This window comes from Caldimonas brevitalea (assembly GCF_001017435.1).
Classification (GTDB): domain Bacteria; phylum Pseudomonadota; class Gammaproteobacteria; order Burkholderiales; family Burkholderiaceae_C; genus Caldimonas; species Caldimonas brevitalea.
Genome location: NZ_CP011371.1, coordinates 76,473 through 97,761, shown reverse-complemented (window position 1 = coordinate 97,761; position 21,289 = coordinate 76,473). Strand labels below are relative to the sequence as shown.

Annotated in this window: 21 protein-coding genes and 1 riboswitch; of the genes, 8 read left to right on the top strand and 13 right to left on the bottom strand. The window is 68.1% G+C overall.

Features of this window, described 5'->3' with window-relative positions; all coding sequences use genetic code 11:
• Nucleotides 1–4: 4 nt before the first annotated feature.
• The 3 genes from AAW51_RS00445 to AAW51_RS00435 form a co-directional block, all read right to left on the bottom strand.
• Complete coding sequence (locus AAW51_RS00445) at nt 5–856, bottom strand: carbohydrate ABC transporter permease (RefSeq protein WP_047193045.1); 852 nt, start codon at nt 854–856, stop codon at nt 5–7.
• 11 nt (nt 857–867) lie between these two features.
• Entirely contained in the window at nt 868–1,782 is a 915-nt protein-coding gene (locus AAW51_RS00440; RefSeq protein WP_047193044.1) for a carbohydrate ABC transporter permease, read from the bottom strand.
• A gap of 138 nt (nt 1,783–1,920) precedes the next feature.
• Entirely contained in the window at nt 1,921–3,183 is a 1,263-nt protein-coding gene (locus AAW51_RS00435) for an ABC transporter substrate-binding protein (RefSeq protein WP_083437965.1), read from the bottom strand.
• Nucleotides 3,184–3,482: 299 nt separating this feature from the next.
• Between AAW51_RS00435 and AAW51_RS00430 the strand changes: the two genes are divergently transcribed.
• From AAW51_RS00430 to AAW51_RS00420, 3 genes are read left to right on the top strand one after another with little or no spacing between them, the layout of a single operon-like run.
• Entirely contained in the window at nt 3,483–4,796 is a 1,314-nt protein-coding gene (locus AAW51_RS00430) for an ABC transporter substrate-binding protein (protein WP_083437964.1), read from the top strand.
• On the top strand, nt 4,793–5,503 hold the full coding sequence (locus AAW51_RS00425) for a response regulator (RefSeq protein WP_047193043.1): 711 nt from the start codon (nt 4,793–4,795) through the stop codon (nt 5,501–5,503). Before AAW51_RS00430 ends, AAW51_RS00425 begins: the two co-directional genes overlap by 4 nt.
• 43 nt (nt 5,504–5,546) lie before the next feature.
• Nucleotides 5,547–7,091 (top strand): ATP-binding protein, encoded by a 1,545-nt coding sequence (locus AAW51_RS00420; protein WP_083437963.1) that lies wholly within the window; start codon nt 5,547–5,549, stop codon nt 7,089–7,091.
• Nucleotides 7,092–7,175: 84 nt separating this feature from the next.
• On the opposite strand, the gene AAW51_RS00415 is transcribed toward AAW51_RS00420, so the two are convergent.
• Nucleotides 7,176–7,655 (bottom strand): DUF2846 domain-containing protein, encoded by a 480-nt coding sequence (locus tag AAW51_RS00415; RefSeq protein WP_083437962.1) that lies wholly within the window; start codon nt 7,653–7,655, stop codon nt 7,176–7,178.
• A gap of 317 nt (nt 7,656–7,972) precedes the next feature.
• Here AAW51_RS00415 and AAW51_RS00410 point away from each other — a divergent pair, with 317 nt between their 5' ends.
• Both AAW51_RS00410 and AAW51_RS00405 read left to right on the top strand, forming a co-directional pair.
• Complete coding sequence (locus tag AAW51_RS00410; RefSeq protein WP_238947714.1) at nt 7,973–10,234, top strand: TonB-dependent receptor; 2,262 nt, start codon at nt 7,973–7,975, stop codon at nt 10,232–10,234.
• Between the two features lie 86 nt (nt 10,235–10,320).
• On the top strand, nt 10,321–11,004 hold the full coding sequence (locus AAW51_RS00405) for a Fe2+-dependent dioxygenase (RefSeq protein ID WP_047193041.1): 684 nt from the start codon (nt 10,321–10,323) through the stop codon (nt 11,002–11,004).
• Between the two features lie 36 nt (nt 11,005–11,040).
• On the opposite strand, the gene AAW51_RS00400 is transcribed toward AAW51_RS00405, so the two are convergent.
• Both AAW51_RS00400 and AAW51_RS00395 read right to left on the bottom strand, forming a co-directional pair.
• On the bottom strand, nt 11,041–11,412 hold the full coding sequence (locus AAW51_RS00400; protein ID WP_047193040.1) for a ribbon-helix-helix domain-containing protein: 372 nt from the start codon (nt 11,410–11,412) through the stop codon (nt 11,041–11,043).
• Nucleotides 11,413–11,581: 169 nt separating this feature from the next.
• Nucleotides 11,582–12,160, bottom strand: coding sequence for a DJ-1/PfpI family protein (locus AAW51_RS00395; protein ID WP_047193039.1), 579 nt, complete (start codon nt 12,158–12,160; stop codon nt 11,582–11,584).
• 571 nt (nt 12,161–12,731) lie between these two features.
• On the opposite strand from AAW51_RS00395, the gene AAW51_RS28695 reads away from it, so the two are divergent.
• Nucleotides 12,732–13,202, top strand: a complete 471-nt coding sequence (locus tag AAW51_RS28695) for an SWIB/MDM2 domain-containing protein (protein ID WP_083438635.1) — start codon at nt 12,732–12,734, stop codon at nt 13,200–13,202.
• Between the two features lie 103 nt (nt 13,203–13,305).
• The gene (locus AAW51_RS00380; protein WP_047193036.1) at nt 13,306–13,944 is read left to right on the top strand and encodes an MBL fold metallo-hydrolase; all 639 of its coding nucleotides are present in this window, start codon (nt 13,306–13,308) and stop codon (nt 13,942–13,944) included.
• Nucleotides 13,945–14,075: 131 nt separating this feature from the next.
• On the opposite strand, the gene AAW51_RS00375 is transcribed toward AAW51_RS00380, so the two are convergent.
• The 6 genes from AAW51_RS00375 to AAW51_RS00350 all read right to left on the bottom strand — a co-directional run bounded on the left by AAW51_RS00375 (nt 14,076) and on the right by AAW51_RS00350 (nt 20,134).
• On the bottom strand, nt 14,076–14,990 hold the full coding sequence (locus AAW51_RS00375) for a M48 family metallopeptidase (protein ID WP_417903591.1): 915 nt from the start codon (nt 14,988–14,990) through the stop codon (nt 14,076–14,078).
• A 6-nt stretch (nt 14,991–14,996) separates the two neighbouring features.
• Nucleotides 14,997–16,619, bottom strand: coding sequence for an MFS transporter (locus AAW51_RS00370; RefSeq protein ID WP_047193034.1), 1,623 nt, complete (start codon nt 16,617–16,619; stop codon nt 14,997–14,999).
• 37 nt (nt 16,620–16,656) lie between these two features.
• The gene (locus AAW51_RS00365; RefSeq protein WP_047197213.1) at nt 16,657–17,556 is read right to left on the bottom strand and encodes a DMT family transporter; all 900 of its coding nucleotides are present in this window, start codon (nt 17,554–17,556) and stop codon (nt 16,657–16,659) included.
• A 114-nt stretch (nt 17,557–17,670) separates the two neighbouring features.
• Nucleotides 17,671–18,090 carry a thioredoxin TrxC gene (gene trxC / locus AAW51_RS00360; RefSeq protein WP_047193033.1) on the bottom strand — a complete coding sequence of 140 codons (420 nt, stop codon included), beginning with the start codon at nt 18,088–18,090 and terminating at the stop codon, nt 17,671–17,673.
• A gap of 92 nt (nt 18,091–18,182) precedes the next feature.
• Nucleotides 18,183–18,866 (bottom strand): 3,4-dihydroxy-2-butanone-4-phosphate synthase, encoded by a 684-nt coding sequence (gene ribB / locus AAW51_RS00355; protein WP_047193032.1) that lies wholly within the window; start codon nt 18,864–18,866, stop codon nt 18,183–18,185.
• A gap of 146 nt (nt 18,867–19,012) precedes the next feature.
• A riboswitch (FMN riboswitch) is annotated at nt 19,013–19,172 on the bottom strand.
• A 32-nt stretch (nt 19,173–19,204) separates the two neighbouring features.
• Nucleotides 19,205–20,134 (bottom strand): LysR family transcriptional regulator, encoded by a 930-nt coding sequence (locus AAW51_RS00350; protein WP_047193031.1) that lies wholly within the window; start codon nt 20,132–20,134, stop codon nt 19,205–19,207.
• A gap of 132 nt (nt 20,135–20,266) precedes the next feature.
• On the opposite strand from AAW51_RS00350, the gene AAW51_RS00345 reads away from it, so the two are divergent.
• On the top strand, nt 20,267–20,737 hold the full coding sequence (locus AAW51_RS00345; RefSeq protein WP_047193030.1) for a tautomerase family protein: 471 nt from the start codon (nt 20,267–20,269) through the stop codon (nt 20,735–20,737).
• Here AAW51_RS00345 and AAW51_RS00340 read toward each other — a convergent pair.
• Entirely contained in the window at nt 20,718–21,227 is a 510-nt protein-coding gene (locus AAW51_RS00340) for a flavin reductase family protein (protein ID WP_047193029.1), read from the bottom strand. The genes AAW51_RS00345 and AAW51_RS00340 overlap by 20 nt on opposite strands.
• Nucleotides 21,228–21,289 lie beyond the last annotated feature (62 nt).

Here is a 21,289-nt window from a genome sequence, read left to right as displayed (position 1 = left end):
CCTGTTATTTGACGGCGCCGGCGGTGATGCCGCGTATCAGTTGACGGGAAAACAGCGCATAGAGGACCAGCACGGGCACGATGGCGAGCGTGAGCGCCGCCAGCACCGCGTTCCAGTCGGTGGCGTACTGCCCGATGAACTGCTGGACGCCCAGCGTGATGGTCTGGGTCGACTCGCCGGGCGCCAGGATCAGCGGGAACCACAAGTCGTTCCAAATCGGCACCATCGTGAACACGCCCACCGTCGCCACCGCGGGCCGCACCAGCGGCAGCACCACCTGGAAGAAGATCTTGAACTCGCCGACGCCGTCGCAGCGCGCCGCGTCCTTCAGGTCTTGCGGGATTTGTGCGATGAACTCGCTCAAGATGAACACCGCCAGCGGCAGACCCTGCGCGGTGTAGACCAGCACCAGGGCCGCCAGCGTGTTGACCAGCTCCAGCTCGACCATCAACTCGAGGATGCTGACGGTGCCCAAACGGATCGGCACCATGATCCCGAACGCCAGATACAAGGTGATGACACGACGGGCGCGGAAGCGGTATTCGGTCAGCGCCCAGGCAGCCATCGCGCCGAACAGCAGAATCAGCGCCAGCGACACCACCGTGACGATCAGACTGTTGCCGAAGAACATCGGCACGGCCGTCTTCGACAGCACGCGCTCGAAGCCGATCAACGACCAGGTGTCGGGTGTCGGCAAGGCGAGCGGGTCGTCGAAGATGGCGGGGCGGTCCTTGAAGGCATTGATCAGCACCAGCACGATCGGAAACAGCGCCAACAGCGTGTAGCCGGCCAGCACGAAATGGATCAGGCTGGCCCGCAGCGCCGGCCGGCCGGGGGACGACAAAGAGGGATACATCGTGCTCGGCCTCAGAAGGTGTAGCGTTGCAGCCGGCGCTGCACCGCATAGAAATAGACGCCGACCCCGCTCAGGATGACAAGGAACATCAGCGTCGCCACCGCCGCCCCCATCGTCGGGCTGCCGACTTGCGACTGGTAGCCGAAAAAGGTCCGGTAGAAGAAGGTGCCGAGGATGTCGGTGCTGTAGTTGGGCCCGGCCACCGCCCCCTTCACCGCGTAGATCAGGTCGAAGGCGTTGAAGTTGGCGACGAAGGTCAGGATGGTCACCAGCCCGAGCGTCGGCAAAATCAACGGCAAGCGCACCGACCAGAACACCCGCCAAGGGCCGGCACCGTCGACCACCGCCGCCTCGACGATCTCGTCGGGAATGGCGATCAGCGCCGCATAGATCAGCATCATCGGGATGCCGATGAACTGCCACACCGACACCAGCGACAAGGTGGCCAACGCACTGCCTTCCTCGCCCAGCCACGGCTGGAACAGGCCCTCGAGGCCGACCCAGCCGAGCATGCGCTCGGCCACGCCCCACAGCGGCGACAGGATCAACTGCCAGACGAAGCCGATGATCACCACCGACAGCAAGGTGGGCAGGAACAGCACCGTCCGGTAGGCCGCGGCGCCCTTGACCCCCCGCTGCGACAACAGTGCCGCAAGCAACAGGCCGATCGGGTTCTGCGCCGCCATGTGGATCAGGAAGAACTCGACGTTGTTGCCCATCGCGTTCCAGAAGCCGTCCGACCAGCCCGGGTCGGTCAGCAGCGTGTGGAAGTTGGCCAGGCCGGCGTAGTGCTTCGCGCCGGTCTCGTCGGTGATGTACAGGCCCAGCCGCAGCGTGTCGATCAGCGGCCCTGCGCTGAACACGCTGTAGACGGCGAGCGCGGGCAGCAAAAAGGCCCACACCTGCCAGGAAGAAACTCGTTTCATGGAGGTCTGACGAAGGCGAACGTGGAGGCAGGCCGGACGCGGCCGGCATGCCTGTAGGTTTGCATGCCGGCGGCGCCGGGGCCGAAGTGTCTTGGCGGTCGCGCGCCGTGCCGGGCTACGCGCGCTGCAGCCGCGGCTTCACTTCTGCGGTGCGTACCATTTCGCGAAGCCGGCCTGCATGCGCTCGGCGGCCTGCTTCGGCGTCATCTTGCCGTTCAGCACCTGGCTGTCGACGTTCCAGAACTCGGTCTCCATGTTCGGCTCGCCGCGGTTCATCACCTGGGCGTTGAGGCGGATCGTCGAGCTGCAGCTCTTGCGCCAGTCCATCATCTGCTTGGCCACCGGGTCCTTGACGGCGACCAGGTGGTTCGACAGCGAGAAGAAGCCGGTGACGCGGTTGGTATAGAGGTCGGCGAACTCCTGGGAGCCGAGCCAGGCGAGGAACTTGTAGGCGTCTTCCTTGTTCTTCGACTTCGCGTTCACGCCCATGCCGATGTCGGTGTGGTCCGAGATGTGGCAGCGGGCACCGGGCGCCGTCACCGGCGGCGGGAAGGCGGCGAAGTCGAGCTTGCCCTGCTGCCGGAAGTAGGCGATGTCCCAGGAGCCGGCCGGGAAGATCGCCGCGCGGCCAAGCGCAAACAGGTTTTGCGAGTCGGCATAGGTCTGCGACGACGCGCCCTTGCCGAGGTAGGGCGTCCACTTCGCCATGCTCTCCCAGACGCTGACGAACTCCGGGTCGGTGAACTTCTTCTTGCCGTTGAGCAAGGCCTTGCGGCCCTCTTCGCCCTTCCAGTGGTTGGGGCCGATGCCGGTGTAGACGACCTGGTGGGCCTCCCACTGGTCGGCGGTGCCGAGTGCGAGCGGCGTGTACTTGCCGCTGGCCTTCAGCGCCTCCAGCACCTTGAAGAAGTCCTGCTGCGTGGCCGGCGGCGCCAGCTTCAGCTCATTGAAGATCTTCTTGTTGTAGAAGAAGCCGTGGATCACGGACGCCATCGGCATGCAGTAGGTTTCGCGGCCGTCGTCGGTCTGCCACGCCACCTTGGCCGAATCGGGGAAGTTCTCCAGGCCCGGCTTGCCGTCGAGCTTCTCCAGCTGGCCCTTCTTGTAAAGGTTGAGCGACACGTCGAACGCCCGGCAGGCGACCAGGTCCCCGGCCGTGCCGGCGGTCATCCGGGCCGTCAGGCTGGAGTCGTATTCGGTGGGCGCGGTCGGCGCGAACTTGACCGTCACGCCGGGGTGCTTGCGCTGGAAGGCAGGGATGATCTCCTCCTCCCACAGCGTCTTGTCGTCGACCCGCCAGCTCTCGATCACCAGGGGGCCCGCCTGTGCGGCGAGCGGGAAGATCATCAAGGTCGCGGCGGCCAGCGCCAGGGGGCGGAACAAGGGGGTGGGGCGGGTCATGGTCGTCTCCTGAGCCGGTGTGTGTGTTGTGATGGCGTGCACCTTATCGGCGGCCCCCGTGTGACACAAACCCGCTGACCCCGCCCGGCGGCAGCGCCCGAAACCCTTGAATTTGCTGGCCTCGCCGGGCCCGAACGCCCCTCCCGGCCTTACGCAACTTTACGTTGGACCGGCCGTCGCACCGGCCGTCTTGCCTCGCACACCGTCCGTGACCAGGGTGCAAAACCCAAGGGCGGCGGCGTCCAGGACGCCTTACGATAAATCACCAAAGACGGACACTTCTTTCACAGACTCGCCTCATGGTTCCGCCCTCTCTGCGTTTGCCGTCCGGCCGCCGCCTGTTGGCGGTGCTGAGCCTGTTCGCCGCCCAGGCGGCGACCGCGGCGCCGCCGGGCGATGCGCCGCAGGCGCTGGACGTGTTGCACTGGTGGACCTCGGTCAGTGAACGGCGCGCCGCCGACCATCTCGACGCCCGGCTCGCCGACGTCGGCATCCAGTGGCGCGACACCGCCATTGCCGGCGGCGCGGGCATGGCAGCGGCCAAGGTCATGAAGGGGCGTTTGCTGTCAGGACGCCCGCCGGCGGTGTCACAACTGATCGGCGAGGTGCTGCGCGACTGGGCCGACCTCGGCCTGGTGCTCGAACTCGACGCCGTCGCGCGTCAGGGCGAGTGGGCCAAAACCTTGTTCCCGGTGGTGCAGGCGCATGTCACCCATCGTGGCCACGTCGTCGCCGCCCCGCTGGGCGTGCACCGCATCAACGTGCTGTTCTACAACCGCCGGCTGTTCGAGCGTCTCAAGCTCGCGCCGCCCGCCGACTGGGCCGCCGCCGAGCGCGCCGCGGTCGCATTGCAGCGCGCCGGCCACACCCCGGTGGCCTGGAGCGACGAGCCGTGGCAGGTCGCGACGGTGTTCGAGGCGATGCTGCTGGCCGAAGGTGGCCCGCAGCTGTACCAGCAACTGCTGGTCGCGCGCGACCCGCAAGCGTATGCCGATGCCGCCGTCGGCCGCGCCCTCGAACGCTTGCGCTGGTGGCGCAGCCTGGCACCCGCCGGCGGGCGCCGCGCCGAACGCGCCTGGACCGACGCGGCGCGTGAAGTCGCACACGACCGCGCCGGCATGCTGATCATGGGCGATTGGGTCAAGGGCGAACTGCTGGCGCTGGGCTCGCAACTGGGCAACGGCTTCGACTGCCTGCCGGTGCCCGGCACCGCCGGCACCCACCTCTACAGCATCGACACGCTGGCCATGCTGACCGGCGACTATGCGCACCAGGCCGCGCAGGAACGTATGGCGGCACAGCTCTTCACGCCCACCGTGCAGCTCGGCTACAACCGCCTGAAGGGCTCGGTGCCGGTGCGGCGCGACATCGATCCGCACACGCTGGACGCCTGCGCCCGCGACTCCTGGCAAACGTTTGCCCGCGAATCGGCCCCCCGGCTGCCCAGCCTGGCCCACCGGATGGCGGCCGACGAGGCGATGAAAGACGCGCTGATGGCCGCCGTGCACCGCTACGCCGTCGACGAACGCCAAAGCACGGCAGCCACCCAGCGCCGGCTCGCCACGCTCGTGCGCGCGCTGGCCCACAAGACCCCCGTCACCGCCACGCCATGAAACGCACCATCCTCGTCGTCGACGACGACCAGAAGATCCGCACGCTGCTCAAAACCTATCTCGAAAAGAACCAGTACGACGTGCGGCTGGCCCACGACGGCGGCAGCTTTCTGTCCGAGTTCGAGCGCTTCTCCGACCAGCTCAGCCTGTGTGTGCTCGACGTCATGCTGCCCGACACCGACGGCTTTGCGCTGTGCCAGCAGGTGCGGCGCCGCTCGGAGGTGCCGGTCATCATGCTGACCGCCAGCGCCGACGAGACCGACCGTGTCGTGGGCCTGGAGCTGGGCGCCGATGACTACATCGGCAAGCCCTTCAGCCCACGCGAGCTGCTGGCCCGCATCAAGGCCATCCACCGCCGCGCCGGCCTGGAGCGCAGCAGCGTGCCGCGCTACTACCGCTTCAGCGGCTTTGTGCTCGACGCCCTCGAGCGGGTGCTGATCGACCCGCAGGGCGTCTCGTCCGACCTCACCGGCATGGACTATCAGCTGCTCAAGCTGTTCCTCGACCACCCGGGCGAAGTGCTCGACCGCAACCGCCTGGCCGAGGCGACCCGGGGCCGCGACCTCGGGCCGCTCGACCGCGCGCTCGACGTGCAGGTCAGCCGGCTGCGTCAACGTCTGCACGACGACGGCAAGCAGCCGACCCTGATCAAGACGGTGCGCGGCACCGGCTACGTGCTCAGCACGACGGTCGAGGTCGGCTCGTGAGGGGGGGCGCGAGCGGCACGGGCGCTGTCTGCGGTGCCAACCGATGAAGGCAGGGCAATTGACCACGGCAGCCCCGGGCCCCGACCAAAGCGCCACCGACCGCGATCTGCACGATGCCACGCGGCCCGCCGGCCGCGTCAACTGGCGCCGGCTGGGCGATCTGTTCGGCAACACCTTGCAGGGCCGTTTCACGTTGGTGATGGTGGTCGGTGTGCTGCTGGCCCAACTGGCCAGCAACGTCTTGTGGGCGCGGCAGCTGCAGGCCCGCGCGCACGAAGAGGCCGAGCAGGCGGCGCACCATGTGGCGATCGGGGCGGGCGGCGCGATCCGGTCGTTCCGGGAGCTGCCGGTGAACTTCCGGCCCCTGCTGATCGAGCAGCTGCGCACGATGGGCGGCACCCGGTTTTTCGTCTTCATGAACCGCGAGCCGGTCAAGGTCGAGCCGGTGCAGGGCGAGCCACTGGCCCAGCGGGTGGCGCAGACGATCGCCAACACCTTGCGCGAGCAGGCGCCGGTCGATGGCGCCTTGCGCGTCGCGCTTGCCTGGCCGCACAACCTACACGTCTCGCCCGACGGCGTGAACCTGCAAGACCTGCCCGAAGGCTGGATCGACACCGCCCTGCTGGCGCCGTCGCGGCCGGCTCCCATCGTCGTGATCCAGGCCGAGATCGAAGCAGGCAGCTGGCTCTACCTGGCGTCGTCGATGCCCGACCCGTATTTCCTCGAGAACGCCAACCCCTATGCGCTCGACCGGTTGATGCCGCAGGTGGTGACGCTGGTCAGCGTGCTGCTGCTGTCGGTCGCCGTCGTGCGCACGTTGACGCGGCCGCTGGCGCGGCTCGGGCGTGCCGCCACCGCCTTCGGCGAGGGCATCAGCGCCGAGCCGTTGCCGGTGGCCGGCACCCGCGAGGTGCAGCGCACCATCCGTGCCTTCAACGACATGCAAGAGCGCATCCAGCGCTATCTGCTCGACCGCGAACGTCTGTTCGCGTCGATCTCGCACGACTTGCGCACGCCGATCACGCGCTTGAAGCTGCGCACCGAGCTGCTCGACGACGAAACCCTGCAGGCGGATTTCCACGAAGACCTGGATGACCTGGACATGATGGTCAAGGGTGCGCTGCAGAGCGTGAAGGACACCGACATCCACGAGAACCGGGTCTTGGTGCGCCTCGACCAGATGCTCGAACGCCTCGCGCGCGACGCCCGCATGGGCGGCCGCGAAGTGAGCCTGCAGACGACCGCGCTGACCGCCAGCGTCAAACCCTTCGCCCTCAAGCGGGCGCTCACCAACCTGCTGGACAACGCACTGCAGTACGGCGAACGCGCCGACATACGCGCCTGGGGACAGGACGAGGGTGTGGGCATCGAGATCCGAGACCACGGCCCGGGTGTGCCGGAAGCGGCGCTCGACAAGCTGGGGCAGCCCTATGTGCGTCTCGAGCACGGCCGCCGCACGCGGCGCGAAGGCATGGGGCTGGGCCTGGGCATCGCCCGCAGTGTGGTGCAGGCGCACGGCGGGCAGCTGCGGCTCGCCAACCATCCCGAGGGCGGTTTGGTCGCCACGGTGTGGCTGCCGCCGGGCTGATGAAGGGGCGCCCACCGTGCCTCGGGCGGCACGGGGGCGGACCGGAAGGTGCAGACCGATCACGGCCTGCACCTTCCGGCGGTCTCACTTGTCGGTCTTGTGGATGGTGCCGACCTTGAGCGTCTTCACGTGGTACTTGCCTTCGAACTCGGGCAAGGTGAAGAGGTTGTTGCGAGCCATCATCACGCCCATTGCCGGTTCCTGCTGCAGGAAGATGATGTCGCCGGCGTTCGCCTTGACCTCGGTCTCCGCCCAGTTCTCGGCCTTCGAGTAGATGCGATGGGTGCCCGGCTTCAGGTTGAAATAGATGTACTGCGAGCCGCGGGTGAACCCCATCTCGGAGGCCGCCTCCTGGTCGTCGACGAAGACGTTGAAGCGGATCATGGTCCCCAGGATCGAGGGGCGCACCACATAAACAATGGCCTTGCCTTCTTCCGGCAGCTTGGGCAGTTGGAAGGTGGCCGCTTCCGCCTTCATCACTTCAGGGGAGGGCAAGCTTGCGCAACCCGACAGCACGGCAAAGGTGACGGCGGCCAGTGCCGCCTTGATTGCTCCGACTCTCATCTCTCGATACTCCATCTCGTTGTGAACCGCGGGCCTCTCTTTGGGCCGCGTCCCCGAACCCTCGGGACCTCGCGATTGTCGACGACGTAAAGAAATGTGAATGGCACCTTCGCCCATTGTGGGAGCCGCACCACAGCCCCCCGTGAGGTTCGGCACGGTTGGCGGCGAGATCAGATGAGAATGGTTATCATTGCGGCTGTTACCGCTTTTTGTCCTAGCCAGCGACCGGCGCGCGTTCTCGTGCGCCTTTTTTGTGCCAGCCAACGACGGCGGTCGACCTTGTCCTTCACATCTAAAGCATTTCTCGGAGTTGGCACATGACCCGTCGTAAAGGTTCGTCGCGCAAGGCGCCCGTGGCCTCGGCTGCTTCTTCTCACCCCGCCCCGATGGCGCGCACGCTGGCGCCCCTCGGCGCGCTCGCGGCCGGCTTCGGCTTTGCCAGCCTGGCCTTTGCACAAGCGTCCACGCCGGCGGCCGAGCCGAAGGCCGCAGCGCTGCCGCAGGTGACGGTGAAGGGCACCGCCGAGCGCACCGGCAAGGAGAGCTACCAGGCGACCACCACGACGGCGGGCAAGGGCAAGCAGGAGCTGCGCGACATCCCGCAATCGCTCACCGTGGTGACCGAGAAGCTGATGGACGACAAGAACTACGACACGCTGAAGTCGGCCATGCACACCGTGACCGGCATCGCCTTCGAAGCGGGCGAGGGCGGCGCGATCGGCGACCTGATCCGCATCCGCGGCTTTTCGGCGCGTGGCGACATCTTCCAGGACGGCATGCGCGACATCGCGCAGTACAACCGCGACACCTTCAATCAGGACCGCATCGAGGTGCTGCGCGGCTCGGCCTCGATGCTCTACGGCCGCGGCTCGACCGGCGGCATCATCAACCAGGTCAGCAAGCAGCCCTTCTTGATGACTGAGCATGAAGTGGCGCTCACGGCGGGCAGCGACGACTACTACCGCCTGACCGGCGACTTCAACCTGAAGACCGGCGAAGACGCGGCGCTGCGCGTCAACGTGATGAAGACCGACGCGAAGAGCTTCCGGGACGGCCCGGAAACCGACCGTCAGGGCATTGCCCCGACCTACCGCTGGGGCATCGGCACCGCCGACGAGTTTTCGGTCGGCTTCTACCACCTCAGCTACGACGACGTGCCCGACTACGGCTTCGGCTGGCTGGACGGCCGCCCGGTGGAAGCGGCGGTCGACCGCTGGTACGGCTACGAGTCCGACTACCAGAAGGACTCGGCCAACTACGGCTTCTTCAGCTGGCTGCACCGCTTCGACAACGGCGGCGAGATCAGGACCACCTACCGTGACGGCCGCTACAAGCGCGACCTGTGGGCCACGACCTCGCGCTTCCAGGCAGTCGCGGTGAACCCGGCGCTTCCGCTCGCCTGCTCCTACCCACAAGGCACCGCGACCATCTCGCAGACGTCCTACTCCGACGCCAGCGTGGTCTGCCGCGGCAACCAGACACGCGCGGCCAAGGACCGCCATCGCTTCCTGCAGACCGACTACTCGGGCAAGGCGAACTGGTTCGGCCTGCAGCACAACCTGCTCGCCGGGGCCGAGTACGCCCGGGAAGAGACGACCACCTACACCTACTCGTTCCCGGCCGGCAACCCCAAGACCAACACCACCTGGGGCGCGGTCGGGCCGTACGCCGGTGTGCCGGACACGCGTGTCAAGGCCAGGGCCAACGACTTCACCTCGGACACCGTCGGCCTCTACGCGCAGGACACACTCCAGCTGGCACCCCAATGGAAACTGATCGGCGGGCTGCGCTTCGACCACTTCTCGGGCGACTATGAGCGCGCCAACGGCGGCCCGCTGTCCCGCACCGACAACATGTGGAGCCACCGGATCGGCGCGATCTATCAGCCGGACCTGTATTCCAGCTACTACGTGTCCTACGGCACCTCGTTCAATGCGTCGGGCGATCTCTACCAATTCGACGACCGCACCGCGAACACCGCCCCCGAGAAGAGCCGCAACTTCGAAATCGGCGCCAAGTGGGACCTCTACGACGGCAACCTGTCGCTGCGCTCCTCGCTGTTCCGTACCGAGAAGTACAACGAGCGCAACACCGACGCCGCCGAGGCCGGCCCCGACAACTACCTGCTCAACGGCAAGCGCCACACCGACGGCATCGAGTTCGAAGCCGCCGGCCGGCCGCTGCCCGCCCTCGAAATCTTCGGCGGCGTGGCCTACATGCGGGGCAACATCGACAAGGCGGGCCAGAACAACGCCGCGTCGGTGGGCATGGACAGCGGCCTGACGCCGCGTTGGACCGGCAACGTCTGGGCCACCTACCGCCTGACCCCAAAATGGCGCGTGGGCATCGGCGCGGACGGCATGAGCGACCGCAAGCCGGCACAAGGCGAGACCGCGCTGAACGTGGCGCCCGGCTATGTGAAGGCCGACGCCATGGTCGAGTACGTGACCGGCCCGTACACCGTCAAACTGAACGTCATGAACCTGACCGACAAGGTGTATGCCGACGGCATCTACCGCGGCCACGTGGTGCCGGGCACGACCCGCAGCGCCCAGCTGACCCTGGCGGCCAAGTTCTGACGGTCGTCGGGCCCGTTCGCGCGGGCCCGTGTGATGCCGGGGGGCACCCGCCTCCCGGCCTGCATTCTGTTTCCGGACGTCCCATCATGCTGCTGCGCCTCCCCACCGTCCTGACCTCCGATGAAGTCCGCCATGCGCGCACCTTGCTCGACAACGCTCCCTGGGACGATGGCCGGGTCACGGCCGGCACCCAGTCGGCCCAGGTGAAGAACAACCGGCAACTGCCGCAGGATCACACGATCACCCGCGAGCTGCAGGCAATGGTGCTGGAGGGCCTCAAGCGGCATAAGCTGTTCTTCACCGCCGCGCTGCCGCAGCACGTGTTTCCGCCGCTGTTCAACCGCTATGCGGGCGAAGCCAACGCCTTCGGCAACCACATCGACAACGCGGTGCGCTTCATCCACGGCAGCGGTGAGCGCTTGCGTACCGACGTCTCCTGCACGCTGTTCCTGTCCGACCCGGCGGAGTACGACGGTGGTGAACTGGTGATCGAGGACACCTACGGCACCCAGGCCGTGAAGCTGCCGGCTGGCGACATGGTGATCTATCCGTCGTCCAGCGTGCACCGGGTCGAGCCGGTCACGCGGGGCGCGCGCCTGGCCAGTTTCTTCTGGGTGCAGAGCATGGTGCGCAGCGACGAACAGCGGCGTTTGCTGTTCGACCTCGACATGAGCATCCTCAACCTGCGCGAGGCGCACGGCGACACACCCGCCGTGGTGCGCCTCACCGGCACCTATCACAACCTGTTGCGGATGTGGGCCGACGCCTGACGCCCACGGCCGCCGTCCTGTGGCGGCCCGCGGGTCTCACGACGTCACGTGTTCGGGGCTGGCCCAGCTTTCAGGCAGGTGCTCGAGCACGCGCCGCGCATCGAGCGAGGCGAGCGGCACCGCCAGGTCGTTCGGTATGCGCTGCTGCACCTGCAGCGCCATGTAGCGCAGCGCGCACACGCGCAGGAAGGACGTGAAATTGCCGACCTCGCCGCGCGCCCTCACCAGCTCGTCGTAGAGCCGCTCCAGCAGCTGGGCCACGCTGAGCCCGTCGCGGCGGCCGATTTCGTCCAGCACTTCCCAATACAGGTTCTCGAGCCGGATGCTGGTGACCACGCCGTGCAGACGCACCGACCGCGTCCTGGACTCGTAGGACTCCGGGTGGGCCCGGGTGAAGATCTCGCACATGCGCCTGCTCCTGCTGTCACGGCGCCTTGCGGCGCCGGGTGCTCACCATAACCGCAGGTGCCGGTGATGAAAAGGGGCCGACGGCGTGGTGCCCGGCATCACGACGCGGCAGCGCCGGGCACCCGAGTGGTGACCCTGCGCGCCGCGGCGGCACAGCCGCGCACCGCTTTCACACCTCGATCCGCGTTCCGAGCACCGCGAGGAACTGCGCTAGCCACGCGGGGTGGGCGGGCCAGGCCGGCGCGGTGACCAGCTGGCCGTCGGTGACAGCCTGGTTCACTTCAATCGACGCATAGCTGCCGCCGGCCAGTTCGACCTCGGCCGCACAAGCAGGGTAGGCCGACACGCGCTTGCCGCGCAGCACGCCTGCGGCTGCCAGCAGCTGAGGGCCGTGGCAGATCGACGCGATCGGCTTGCCGGCCTTGGCGAAGTGCTGCACGCAGGCGATGACCTTGGGGTTCATGCGCAGGTATTCGGGCGAGCGCCCGCCCGGCACGACCAGCGCGTCGTAGTCCTCGGGGTCGATCTCGTCGAAGCTGGCGTTGAGTGCGAAGCGGTGGCCGGGCTTCTCGGAGTAGGTCTGGTAGCCGTCGAAGTCGTGCACTGCGGTCATCACCCAGTCGCCGGCCTTCTTGTCGGGGCACGCCGCGTGTACCAGGTGGCCGACCATCGTGAGCGCCTGGAAGGGCACCATGGTCTCGTAGTCCTCGACGAAATCGCCGACGAGCATGAGGATCTTCTTTGCCATGAGAGTCTCCTGATCGAGAGAGAGCAGAGGGGAAGGGAGGGGAAGGCGGCGCGATGGGCGGGTCTGACGGCGCTCATGGGGGAACCGCCATGCGACGCACTGCGGTGCGGCCCCCTTCGGGCGGCCGTGGGTGCTCACGCGCCTGATCCATTGTCGAAACACGCGGGTCGCAGCGGGTAGTAGCCCGCTACTGCATCACGGATGTCGGCGTGCCGAGGACTGTCGGCACCCACGTCCCTCGAGTGAGGCAACCAGCTCGCCGGCACCTCGTCTTGCACCCTATCGAGGGGGTCGCGCGGCCCGGTGCGACCCCATCAATGTGGGGTGTGACCACTGCCCCGAAGCGCTCCATGAGCAGCATGACGGTCCCTGTGCACGATCGAGTGATGCCGGGCAGCGACAAAACCGTGTGTGCCCTGGGACAAACGCTTGATTTCCCTGGGAAACGTGCTTCTCAATGCAGCACTCTCGCAGTACCATTCGCGACGCGGGTGTTGGTAGAGAACGAGAGCTCATGCGGCCCTTGCCCCGACCCGGCACATCAACCGTTCATTTGATGGAGAAATTCGACATGGCAACTGCGAAGAAAGCTCCCGCCAAAAAGGCGGCAGCGAAGAAGGCCCCGGCCAAGAAGGCCGCTCCGGCAAAGAAGGCACCGGTCGCGAAGAAGGCAGCCCCCGCAAAGAAGGCGGCTCCGGCGAAGAAGGCAGCGGCTCCGGCCAAGAAGGCCGCCGCGAAGAAGGCAGCCCCCGCCAAGAAGGCCGCCACCAAGACCGCAAAGCCCAAGACCAAGCGCACGCCGAACGCCGCCTTCATGAAGGCGATGACCCCGAGCCCCGCGCTGGCCGCGATCATCGGCGACAAGCCGCTGCCTCGCACCGAAGTGACCAAGAAGGTCTGGGACTACATCAAGAAGAACAAGCTGCAAGACGCAGAGAACAAGCGCATGATCAACGCCGACGGCAAGCTCAAGGAAGTCTTCAAGAAGGGCCAGGTGTCGATGTTCGAGATGACCAAGCTGATCAGCGCTCAGCTGTCGTAAGTCGCTCGAGACGCTCTCTCAAAAGCCCGGCGGTGCTCCCGCCGGGCTTTTTTCTTGGGCGCGGCGTGGCATGCTTCGCCCGTCTCGCTTCAATCGCTTGCCCATGCTGCGCTACCACACCGTCCCCGTCACGGCCTTCCAGCAGAACTGTTCCATCGTCTGGTGTGACACCACCCACCGCGCCGCGATCGTCGATCCTGGGGGCGATTTGCCCCGTTTGCGGGCCGAGGTTGAGCGCCTCGGCCTGCAGCTCGAACAAATCTGGCTGACCCACGCCCACATCGACCACGCCGGGGGTGCCGGGCAGCTCGCGCGCGAGCTGGGCCTGCCCATCGTCGGGCCGCACGAGGGCGACCGGTTCTGGATCGACGCGTTGCCGCAGCAGTCCAAGATGTTCGGCTTTCCGGTCAGCGAAGGGTTCACGCCGACGCGCTGGCTGCACGACGGCGACACGGTGAACGTCGGCGAGTGCAGCCTGCAGGTGCGTCACTGTCCCGGCCACACGCCAGGCCACGTGGTGTTCTTCTCGCCCGAAGCGGGGCGCGCCTTCGTCGGCGACGTGCTGTTCGAAGGCAGCATCGGGCGCACCGACTTCCCCGGCGGCGACCACCAGACGCTGATCGACTCGATCACGCAGAGGCTGTGGCCGATGGGCGACGACGTCGTGTTCGTGCCGGGCCACGGGCCCGAAAGCAGCTTCGGCGCCGAGCGGCGCACCAACCCCTTCGTGCGTGGGACCTGAACGGCGAGGGCCTGATCCATCAGTGCGGGGCCGCAGGGGTTGGTTTCAGGTGGGTGACCGCGACGCCACGACGTGCGGCCGTCGCTGCACCCTGATCACCGTGCGTGAGCGTGCCCCTGCGGCGCAGCCCGTCACGCGGGGTCGAAGCGCCGTTCCGGTTTCGGGGCGCGCTCATACAGCGGCAACACGCGCGGCATGTTGCTTTCGATGTCGCGGATGCGGGTGTCGCCGGCCGGGTGGGTCGAGAGGAACTGCGGCGGCGCGCCTTTGCTGGCGGCCATCATCTTGCGCCATAGCGACACACCGGCGTGGGGGTTGTAGCCGCCGCGCGCCGCCACGTCCATGCCGACCAGGTCGGCCTCGGACTCGTCTTCGCGGCTGAATTTCAGCGTCAGCAACTGCCCACCCATGTTGAGCAGCGCGTCGCCGGTGTTGCCCAGCCCGAGCAGGCTGCTCAGCAGCCCGGCACCGATGCGGGTCGCCGCGGTCTTGCCCATGCGCTCGCGCGCATGTTCGCGCAGCGCGTGCGCGATCTCGTGGCCCATGATCTGCGCCACCTCGTCGTCGTTGAGCTTGAGCTGCTGCAGGATGCCGCTGTAGAAGGCGATCTTGCCGCCCGGCATGCAGAACGCGTTCAGCTGCTTGGAGCCGATCAGGTTGACCTCCCACTTCCACTGGCGCGCGCGCGGGTTCCATTCGTCCGAGAACGGCACCAAACGCTTGGCGATCTCGCGCAGCCGCACCACCTGCGGATGGTTGTCGGGGCCGAGCGCGTTCTGCGCCCGGGCCTGCTTCAGCATCTCGCCGTATTGCTGCGTCGCGGCCGCCTCGACGTCCTCGGCCGGCACCAGCTTCGAGAACTGCGATTGCTTGCCGACGTCGATGCCCTGCGCGAAGGCCGGCAGCGCTGCGCTCGCACCGGCGGCCAGCAAGGCCCCGGTGAACAGCCGGCGAGCCGGCTGGACGGGTGCATCGGGCACCGCCTCGGCGTTCACGGCAGCGAGGGCCGCACACATCGCACAGTGGTGGACGGGTTGGAATCTCATGGCAGCTCAGACCTCCTTGATGTCTTGTTGTTCCAGCATGCGCCGCACTTGCGGCAACAACAGGTAAGCCGGGAAGGACAGCCAGAAGGTCAGGAAGAAATAGGCCGCGAAGCCGATCTCCTGCGCCCCGATACCGCCCGCCCATCCCGCCACCGCCCGCGAGAAGGCAAAAATCGACGAGAGGATCGCATATTCGGTGGTCGCCTTGGCGCGGTGCGTCAACGACATCAGGAACGCCAGGAAGGCCCCGGTGCCCAAGCCTCCGGTGAAACTCTCGAGCGCACTGGCAGCGTAGACCGACCCATCCACCGGGTTCAGGCTGGTCAGCGACGCCCCCAGCAGCCCTGCCAGCGCGCGTGCCTGGTCGCCCCACTCGCGCCAGCCGCCGGCCGTGGTCGCCTGCCACCACAGCGAGTAATCGGCGGCCATGCTGGCGCTCGGTCCCACCCCCTGCGCCGTCATCTCGTTCACTTTCCAGGCCGCCAGCGCATAGCCGAGGTTGGACGCGGCCTGCCACAGCCCCAGCACCCACAGCCCGCGGAAGATGCCGACGCGGTCGACATACCAGCCGCCCAGCAGACCGCCGGCGATCGACAGCACCAGCCCGAACATCACGCTGACCAGGCCGATCTGCTGATTGGAGAAGCCGGCGTCGACCCAGAAGGGCTTGACCATGAACCCCATCGCGGCGTCGCCCAGCTTGAACAGCAGGATGAACAACAGCATCGCCAGCATGCCGGGGCGCGACAGCAGCTCGACCCAGGCGCCGAACACCGGGCCCTCGCGCATTGCGTCCGCGCGCGGGCCTTGCGCGGCATGCACCATCAGCCCGGCGCCGGCGAACATCAACGCCACCGGGATCGCACCACGGAACCACCAGGCCTTGCCCACCTGCTCGAGGCCGTGCCAGTCCAACGCCCCTGCCAGTGGCGGCAAGGCGGGCCACAGCAGCCCGACCAGCACCAGCGCCAAGGCGAGCACCCACTGCGGCTGGTCTTTCAACAACGCGAACTCTTTGCCGACCCCGGCCCCGGCCGGCCGCTCCCGCGGTGCCTCGCGCGGCGCCGCAAGCACCAGCAGGCCGTTGAGGGCGAACACGGCGCCGCCCACCAGATAGGCCTCGGCCCAGCCGAACCAGCCCGACACCATCAGCACCACCCCGGCGGCCAGCATGCCGACGCGGTAGAAGCCGATGCGCAGGCCGTTGGCGAGGCCGTACTCGCGCTTGTCGAGCAGCTCGATGGTGTAGCCGTCGGTGGCGATGTCGTTGGTGGCCGACAGCACCGTGAACAGGCCGATCGCCACCCACACCAGCGGCCCGAAGCCGAAGCTGCCGGCAAACCCCCACATCACCAGCGCCATGCCGAGGTTGGCGGCGCTGATCCACCAGCGGTGGTGACGGGTCCAGTCGACCGCCGGGGCCCACAGGAACTTGACCGTCCAGGCGAGCCCGAGCAGGCTCAGCAGCCCGATGTCGGCCAGGTCGACGCCGCGCTGGCGGAAATAGACCGGGAAGATGTCGTAGAAGATGCCGAGCGGCAAGCCTTCCGAGAAGTAGAGCAGCGCGACCCAGAACAGCTTACGTCGGTAGACGGGCACGGGAGGCGTCGCGGTGTCGGGTGCGGTCATGCCGGCATTCTAGGGAGCCCGCGCCGCCGGCCGCCCATCAGGTGCGCGGCCGGTTCACCAGCCAGATACCGGCGGCCACGCCGCCCAGCGCCAGCAACAGCTCGGGCGTGACGACCTCGTCCAGCAGGACCCACCCGAACAGCAGGCCGAACAGCGGCGTCAGGAAGGTGAAGGCCGACAACTGCGTGGCCGGATAGTGGCGCACCAACCAGAACCAGGCGAGGTAGCTGGCGAAGGCCACCACCACCGATTGAAAGAACAACGACGCCCACAAGGCCGGCGGCCACACCGACGGCCACGCTTCGCCGCGCACCGCGCTCGCGACCGCGAGCACGACGGCCGACACCGCCAGTTGGTAGAACAGCGTCTTCTCGGGCGGGGCGACGCTCAGTCGGCTGGCGCGTATCGTCAAGGTGGTCGCGCCCCACAACAGCGCGGCCAACACGGCCAGCGCATCGCCGACCCAGCGCTGACTGCCGGCCGGGTGGCCGCCCAGTCCGTCGCTGAACGCCAGGGCCACCGCCGCGAAGCCGAGCGCCAGGCCGCCGACCTGGCGCGGCGACAGCTTCTCGGTCGGCGTGATGAAGGGCATCCCGATTGCGACGACAAACGGCGCCAGATACACCAGCACCACCAGCCGCGACGCGTCGGTGTAGCCGAGCCCGAGGTAGATGCAGATGAACTCGAGGCCGAACACCACTCCGGCCAGCAGCCCGCCGGGCAGCGTGCCGTCGGCCCGCCACATCGGCGTCCCACGCCACCCGGCCCAGGCCCAGACGAGCAGCGCCGCGAGTGCAGAACGCAGCGCGGCAAAGGCGAGCGGGGCCATCAACGGCAGCGTGGCCTTGGCGACGATCTGCTGCAGCCCCCAGAGCACGCAACACAACAGCAACAGGACGACGGCACGGGGGTCGAGATGGGTACGGCGTTCGGTCATCGCCGCGATTGTGCCGGGGTGCCGGCCGGGCTGCAGGGCCGCACCGAGGGCCGCCTTGCCGTGCACGGCGACGGCTGTGCCGCGGCCCGCGTCTCGCGTCGGCAGCGCGCGCCGTCAGCGGCCGAGCACCCAGCGCACCAGGTCGCGCGCCGGCAAGGCGCCGCTGCTGCGTCGGCGCTCCTGACCCTGCTCGAACAACAGCAGCGTGGGGATGCTGCGGATGCCCAGGCGCGCCGACGTGTGCGGGTTGTCGTCGCTGTTCAGCTTGAGCAGCAGCGCCCGACCCTTCAGGTCGCGCGCCGCCTGCTCGAACTGCGGGGCCATCGCCCGGCACGGGCCGCACCAGGGCGCCCAGATGTCGACCAGCACCGGCAGCTCGGTCTTGCCGACCACCGTGTCGAAGCTCGCATCGGTGACATCGAGCGGCACGCCCGGCAACAACGCCCGCTTGCAGCGGCCGCACTGCGGGTCTTCCGCCAGGCGGGCGTCGGGCACGCGGTTCTGCGTCTGGCAGTGAGGGCACGCAATCAGCATGGGCGAGATCCTTTCGGGGCGTCGGGTGGCGCCACGTGACAAGACATGGTGTCGCCCCGCGCCCGCTTCAAGCCCCTGCCGCGCCGAACCGCTCAGCCGGGCAATAGCGCGGCGGCCAAGGCCACCGCCTCGTCCATCGACAGCAGCACCAGGCCCTGTGCCACCGCGTACTGGCGCACCTGCTCGCCCTTGGCCATCGTGCCGTCCGGGTTCATCAACTCGCACAGCACGCCCGCGGGCGACAGGCCGGCGGCACGCGCCAAGTCGACGGCGGCCTCGGTGTGGCCGCGGCGCTCCACCAACCCACCACGCGCGGCTCGCAGCGGGAACACATGGCCCGGGCTGGCGACTCCGCCCGGCGCACGGCCCAGCGCCGCGGCGATGGTGGTCATGCGGTCGCGCGCGCTGACGCCGGTGCTGACCCCCAGCCGCGCCTCGATCGAGACGGTGAACGCAGTGCCGTAGCGGCTCTCGTTGTGCAAGCTCATGGGCGGCAGGCCGAGCCGGTCGACGGTGTCCGGGTCGAGGCACAGGCACACGATGCCGCTGCCGTCGCGGATCATGCGCACCATGGTGTCCTCGCGCAGGGTGTCGGCGGCAGCGATCAAGTCGGCCTCGTTCTCGCGGTCCTCGTCGTCGGTGACGAGCAGCGGGTCGCCGCGCCGCAAGGCGTGCAGGGCGGCCCGCCAGTGGGCCGGCAGCGGCTGCCAGGCGGCGGGTTCGGGGTGGCCGGCGGCAGTGTCCGGCGCAGAAGGGGACAAGACGGTTGAACTCATGAAACGCTCCTGATAAGAGATGGACTAAGGGCGTTTCAGGGCGCGGTCGGACCGCCGCGCGCACGCCAGCGGGCCCTCCGCCCATGCCGCGGCGAAGCGAGGCATGCGCAGACAGACAGGCGCAGGCGTGCACGGGTCGGCACGACCGTTGTCTTCTTTCATCCGGACTGTGACCGTCGGCTCCGGCTTGAACCGGATCTGCTGACCCCAGGGGTGGACCCTGGGCGCTCGCGGGCTCGAACCGGGGCCGACCTGACCCTGGTTCCTACCGCCGGTGGGGACTTCCACCCCGCCCTGAAGACCCGCGCATCATAGAAGTGACTCGCACACCTTGCACGTCACGCAGCGGACAGGCTTGCCGCCACCGCATCGCCGATGTGCTGCATGAAGGCCCGCACGCGCGCGGTGCGCCGCAGGTCGGCGTGGGTCAGCAGCCACAGCCGGGTGGTGGCGTCGGGCAACGCTTCGGACACCGCGACGAGCTCGGGCTCCTGCCGTGCGACGAAGCTGGGCAACAGGCCGACACCGAGCCCGGTGCGCAGCATCGCCACCATCGAGTGAAGCAAATCGACGCGCAGCACGACCCGTGCGTCGGGCACGTACCGGCGCATCCAGCGTTCATAGACGGTGGTCGCCCGGTCGCGCTCGAAGCCGATCCACGGCAGCGCCAGCAGCTCGGCCAGCGGCAGCGGCCGCCGGGGCAGGCCTGGGGCGCCGCGGCGCGCATAGACCCGCAGCGGCACCGGGCCCAGCTCGCGTCCCACCAGGTGCTCGGGCACCTCCAGGCTCATGCGCAGCGCCACATCGGCATCGCGCCGCGACAGATCGACCATCGCCGAGCCCTCGGTCACCTCGACCTCAATCCCCGGGTGGGCGCGCGTGAACGACGCCAGCGGTGCCGCCAGCAGGTACAGCATCGCAATATAGGAAGTGTTGAAGCGCAGCGAGCCGCTCAAGCGCAGGTCGCGCCCGAGGATGCGCCGCTGCAGATCGTCGATGCCCGGCTGCACGCGGCGCGCCTGTTCGGCCATCAGCTCGCCCGCGTCGGTGGTGGTGTAGCCGCTGCGGTGGCGCTCGAACAGCCGGGCGCCGAGCCGGCGCTCCAACGCATCGAGACGCCGCAACACGGTGGAATGCTGGACGCCGAGCTGTCGGGCTGCGCCGAGCAAGGACCCGGCATCGGCAACGGCCAGCGCATACCGCAGGTCATCCCAGTCGAAGGCAGCAGCGGCATTGGCCGCGGTGGCGGCAGCAGGTGGGCGAGGCATGTTGCATTGTGCGTGAATGCAAAGTCCGTGTGCAGCTGGACGCGTTGTATGTGCGCGGACGCTTTTCTAAAGTGAGGCATCCACCGCAGCGGCCGCCGGTGTCCTTCCAACCTCTTGCACCAGGAGTTTTCGATGCCCTTTCTTCACCTGCGCGTGTGCCGGCCATCGCCCGAGGGTCCTCTGCCATCCGACCGCCTGACGTCTCGCCTGGTCGCGCTGACCGCCGAGCACTTGCACAAGCAACCCGAACTGACCGCGGTGCAGATCGACGAGGTCGAGCCGCAGGCCTGGTCGATCGGCGGTGTCGCGCTGAGCCGGCAGCATTGCAGCAGCTTCCAGCTGCGCATCAGCATCACCGAAGGGACCAACACCAAGGACGAAAAGGCGCGTTACATCGCGGCCGTGTTCGCCGGCCTGCACGACGAACTGGGCAACCTGCATCCGGTCAGCTACGTGCTGATCGACGAGCCCGCCGCCGATGCCTACGGCTATGGCGGCCTGACGCAAGAGCACCGCTATGTCGCGGCGCGGCTGGCGGTGTCGTCCGTGTCGCAGCGCGGCAGCGAGCGAGCCCTCAGCCCCCCTACAGCGGCAGCTCGGTGAAGTAGCGGCCGCCGTGGAAGATCAGCGGCGTCGCACCGACTTGGCGTTCACATCGCTCGACTTCACCGACGAAGATGACGTGATCGCCTTCTTCATAGCGGCTGCGGTTGAAACATTCGAACACCGCAACCGCCCCCTCCAGCACCGGCGCGCCGGCAACACCCTCGCGGAAGGCGACGCCCGCCCAGCGATCGATGTCCTTGGTCGCGAACTGCTCGGCCAGGCTGCGCTGGTCGGCGGACAGGATGTTGATGGCGTAGTGACGGCCGCTGGCAAACACCGGCATCGAGCCGGCACGCTTGGACAGGCTCCACAACACCAGGGGCGGCGCCAGCGACACCGAATTGAAGGAGTTCGCGGTCAACCCCACCAGTCGGCCGTCGGCATCCCGCGCGGTGACCACCGTCACCCCGGTGGCAAACATGCCCAGGGCCTGGCGGAATTCGGGCAGCGAGAAGGTGGGCGCGGCGGCCCGGGGGGGATGGTTCACGGCGGAAGAGGGCGAAGTGCAAGCTGCATTATTCCCAAAAGCCGCCGGCCCCAGGCGGCCGT

Bases quoted from the DNA above. Each gene is read 5' to 3' on its own strand.
- AAW51_RS00445 (WP_047193045.1), bottom strand. From the start codon at position 856: ATGTATCCCTCTTTGTCGTCCCCCGGCCGGCCGGCGCTGCGGGCCAGC.
- AAW51_RS00440 (WP_047193044.1), bottom strand. From the start codon at position 1,782: ATGAAACGAGTTTCTTCCTGGCAGGTGTGGGCCTTTTTGCTGCCCGCG.
- AAW51_RS00435 (WP_083437965.1), bottom strand. From the start codon at position 3,183: ATGACCCGCCCCACCCCCTTGTTCCGCCCCCTGGCGCTGGCCGCCGCG.
- AAW51_RS00430 (WP_083437964.1), top strand. From the start codon at position 3,483: ATGGTTCCGCCCTCTCTGCGTTTGCCGTCCGGCCGCCGCCTGTTGGCG.
- AAW51_RS00425 (WP_047193043.1), top strand. From the start codon at position 4,793: ATGAAACGCACCATCCTCGTCGTCGACGACGACCAGAAGATCCGCACG.
- AAW51_RS00420 (WP_083437963.1), top strand. From the start codon at position 5,547: ATGAAGGCAGGGCAATTGACCACGGCAGCCCCGGGCCCCGACCAAAGC.
- AAW51_RS00415 (WP_083437962.1), bottom strand. From the start codon at position 7,655: ATGAGAGTCGGAGCAATCAAGGCGGCACTGGCCGCCGTCACCTTTGCC.
- AAW51_RS00410 (WP_238947714.1), top strand. From the start codon at position 7,973: ATGACCCGTCGTAAAGGTTCGTCGCGCAAGGCGCCCGTGGCCTCGGCT.
- AAW51_RS00405 (WP_047193041.1), top strand. From the start codon at position 10,321: ATGCTGCTGCGCCTCCCCACCGTCCTGACCTCCGATGAAGTCCGCCAT.
- AAW51_RS00400 (WP_047193040.1), bottom strand. From the start codon at position 11,412: ATGTGCGAGATCTTCACCCGGGCCCACCCGGAGTCCTACGAGTCCAGG.
- AAW51_RS00395 (WP_047193039.1), bottom strand. From the start codon at position 12,160: ATGGCAAAGAAGATCCTCATGCTCGTCGGCGATTTCGTCGAGGACTAC.
- AAW51_RS28695 (WP_083438635.1), top strand. From the start codon at position 12,732: ATGGCAACTGCGAAGAAAGCTCCCGCCAAAAAGGCGGCAGCGAAGAAG.
- AAW51_RS00380 (WP_047193036.1), top strand. From the start codon at position 13,306: ATGCTGCGCTACCACACCGTCCCCGTCACGGCCTTCCAGCAGAACTGT.
- AAW51_RS00375 (WP_417903591.1), bottom strand. From the start codon at position 14,990: ATGAGATTCCAACCCGTCCACCACTGTGCGATGTGTGCGGCCCTCGCT.
- AAW51_RS00370 (WP_047193034.1), bottom strand. From the start codon at position 16,619: ATGACCGCACCCGACACCGCGACGCCTCCCGTGCCCGTCTACCGACGT.
- AAW51_RS00365 (WP_047197213.1), bottom strand. From the start codon at position 17,556: ATGACCGAACGCCGTACCCATCTCGACCCCCGTGCCGTCGTCCTGTTG.
- trxC (WP_047193033.1), bottom strand. From the start codon at position 18,090: ATGCTGATTGCGTGCCCTCACTGCCAGACGCAGAACCGCGTGCCCGAC.
- ribB (WP_047193032.1), bottom strand. From the start codon at position 18,866: ATGAGTTCAACCGTCTTGTCCCCTTCTGCGCCGGACACTGCCGCCGGC.
- AAW51_RS00350 (WP_047193031.1), bottom strand. From the start codon at position 20,134: ATGCCTCGCCCACCTGCTGCCGCCACCGCGGCCAATGCCGCTGCTGCC.
- AAW51_RS00345 (WP_047193030.1), top strand. From the start codon at position 20,267: ATGCCCTTTCTTCACCTGCGCGTGTGCCGGCCATCGCCCGAGGGTCCT.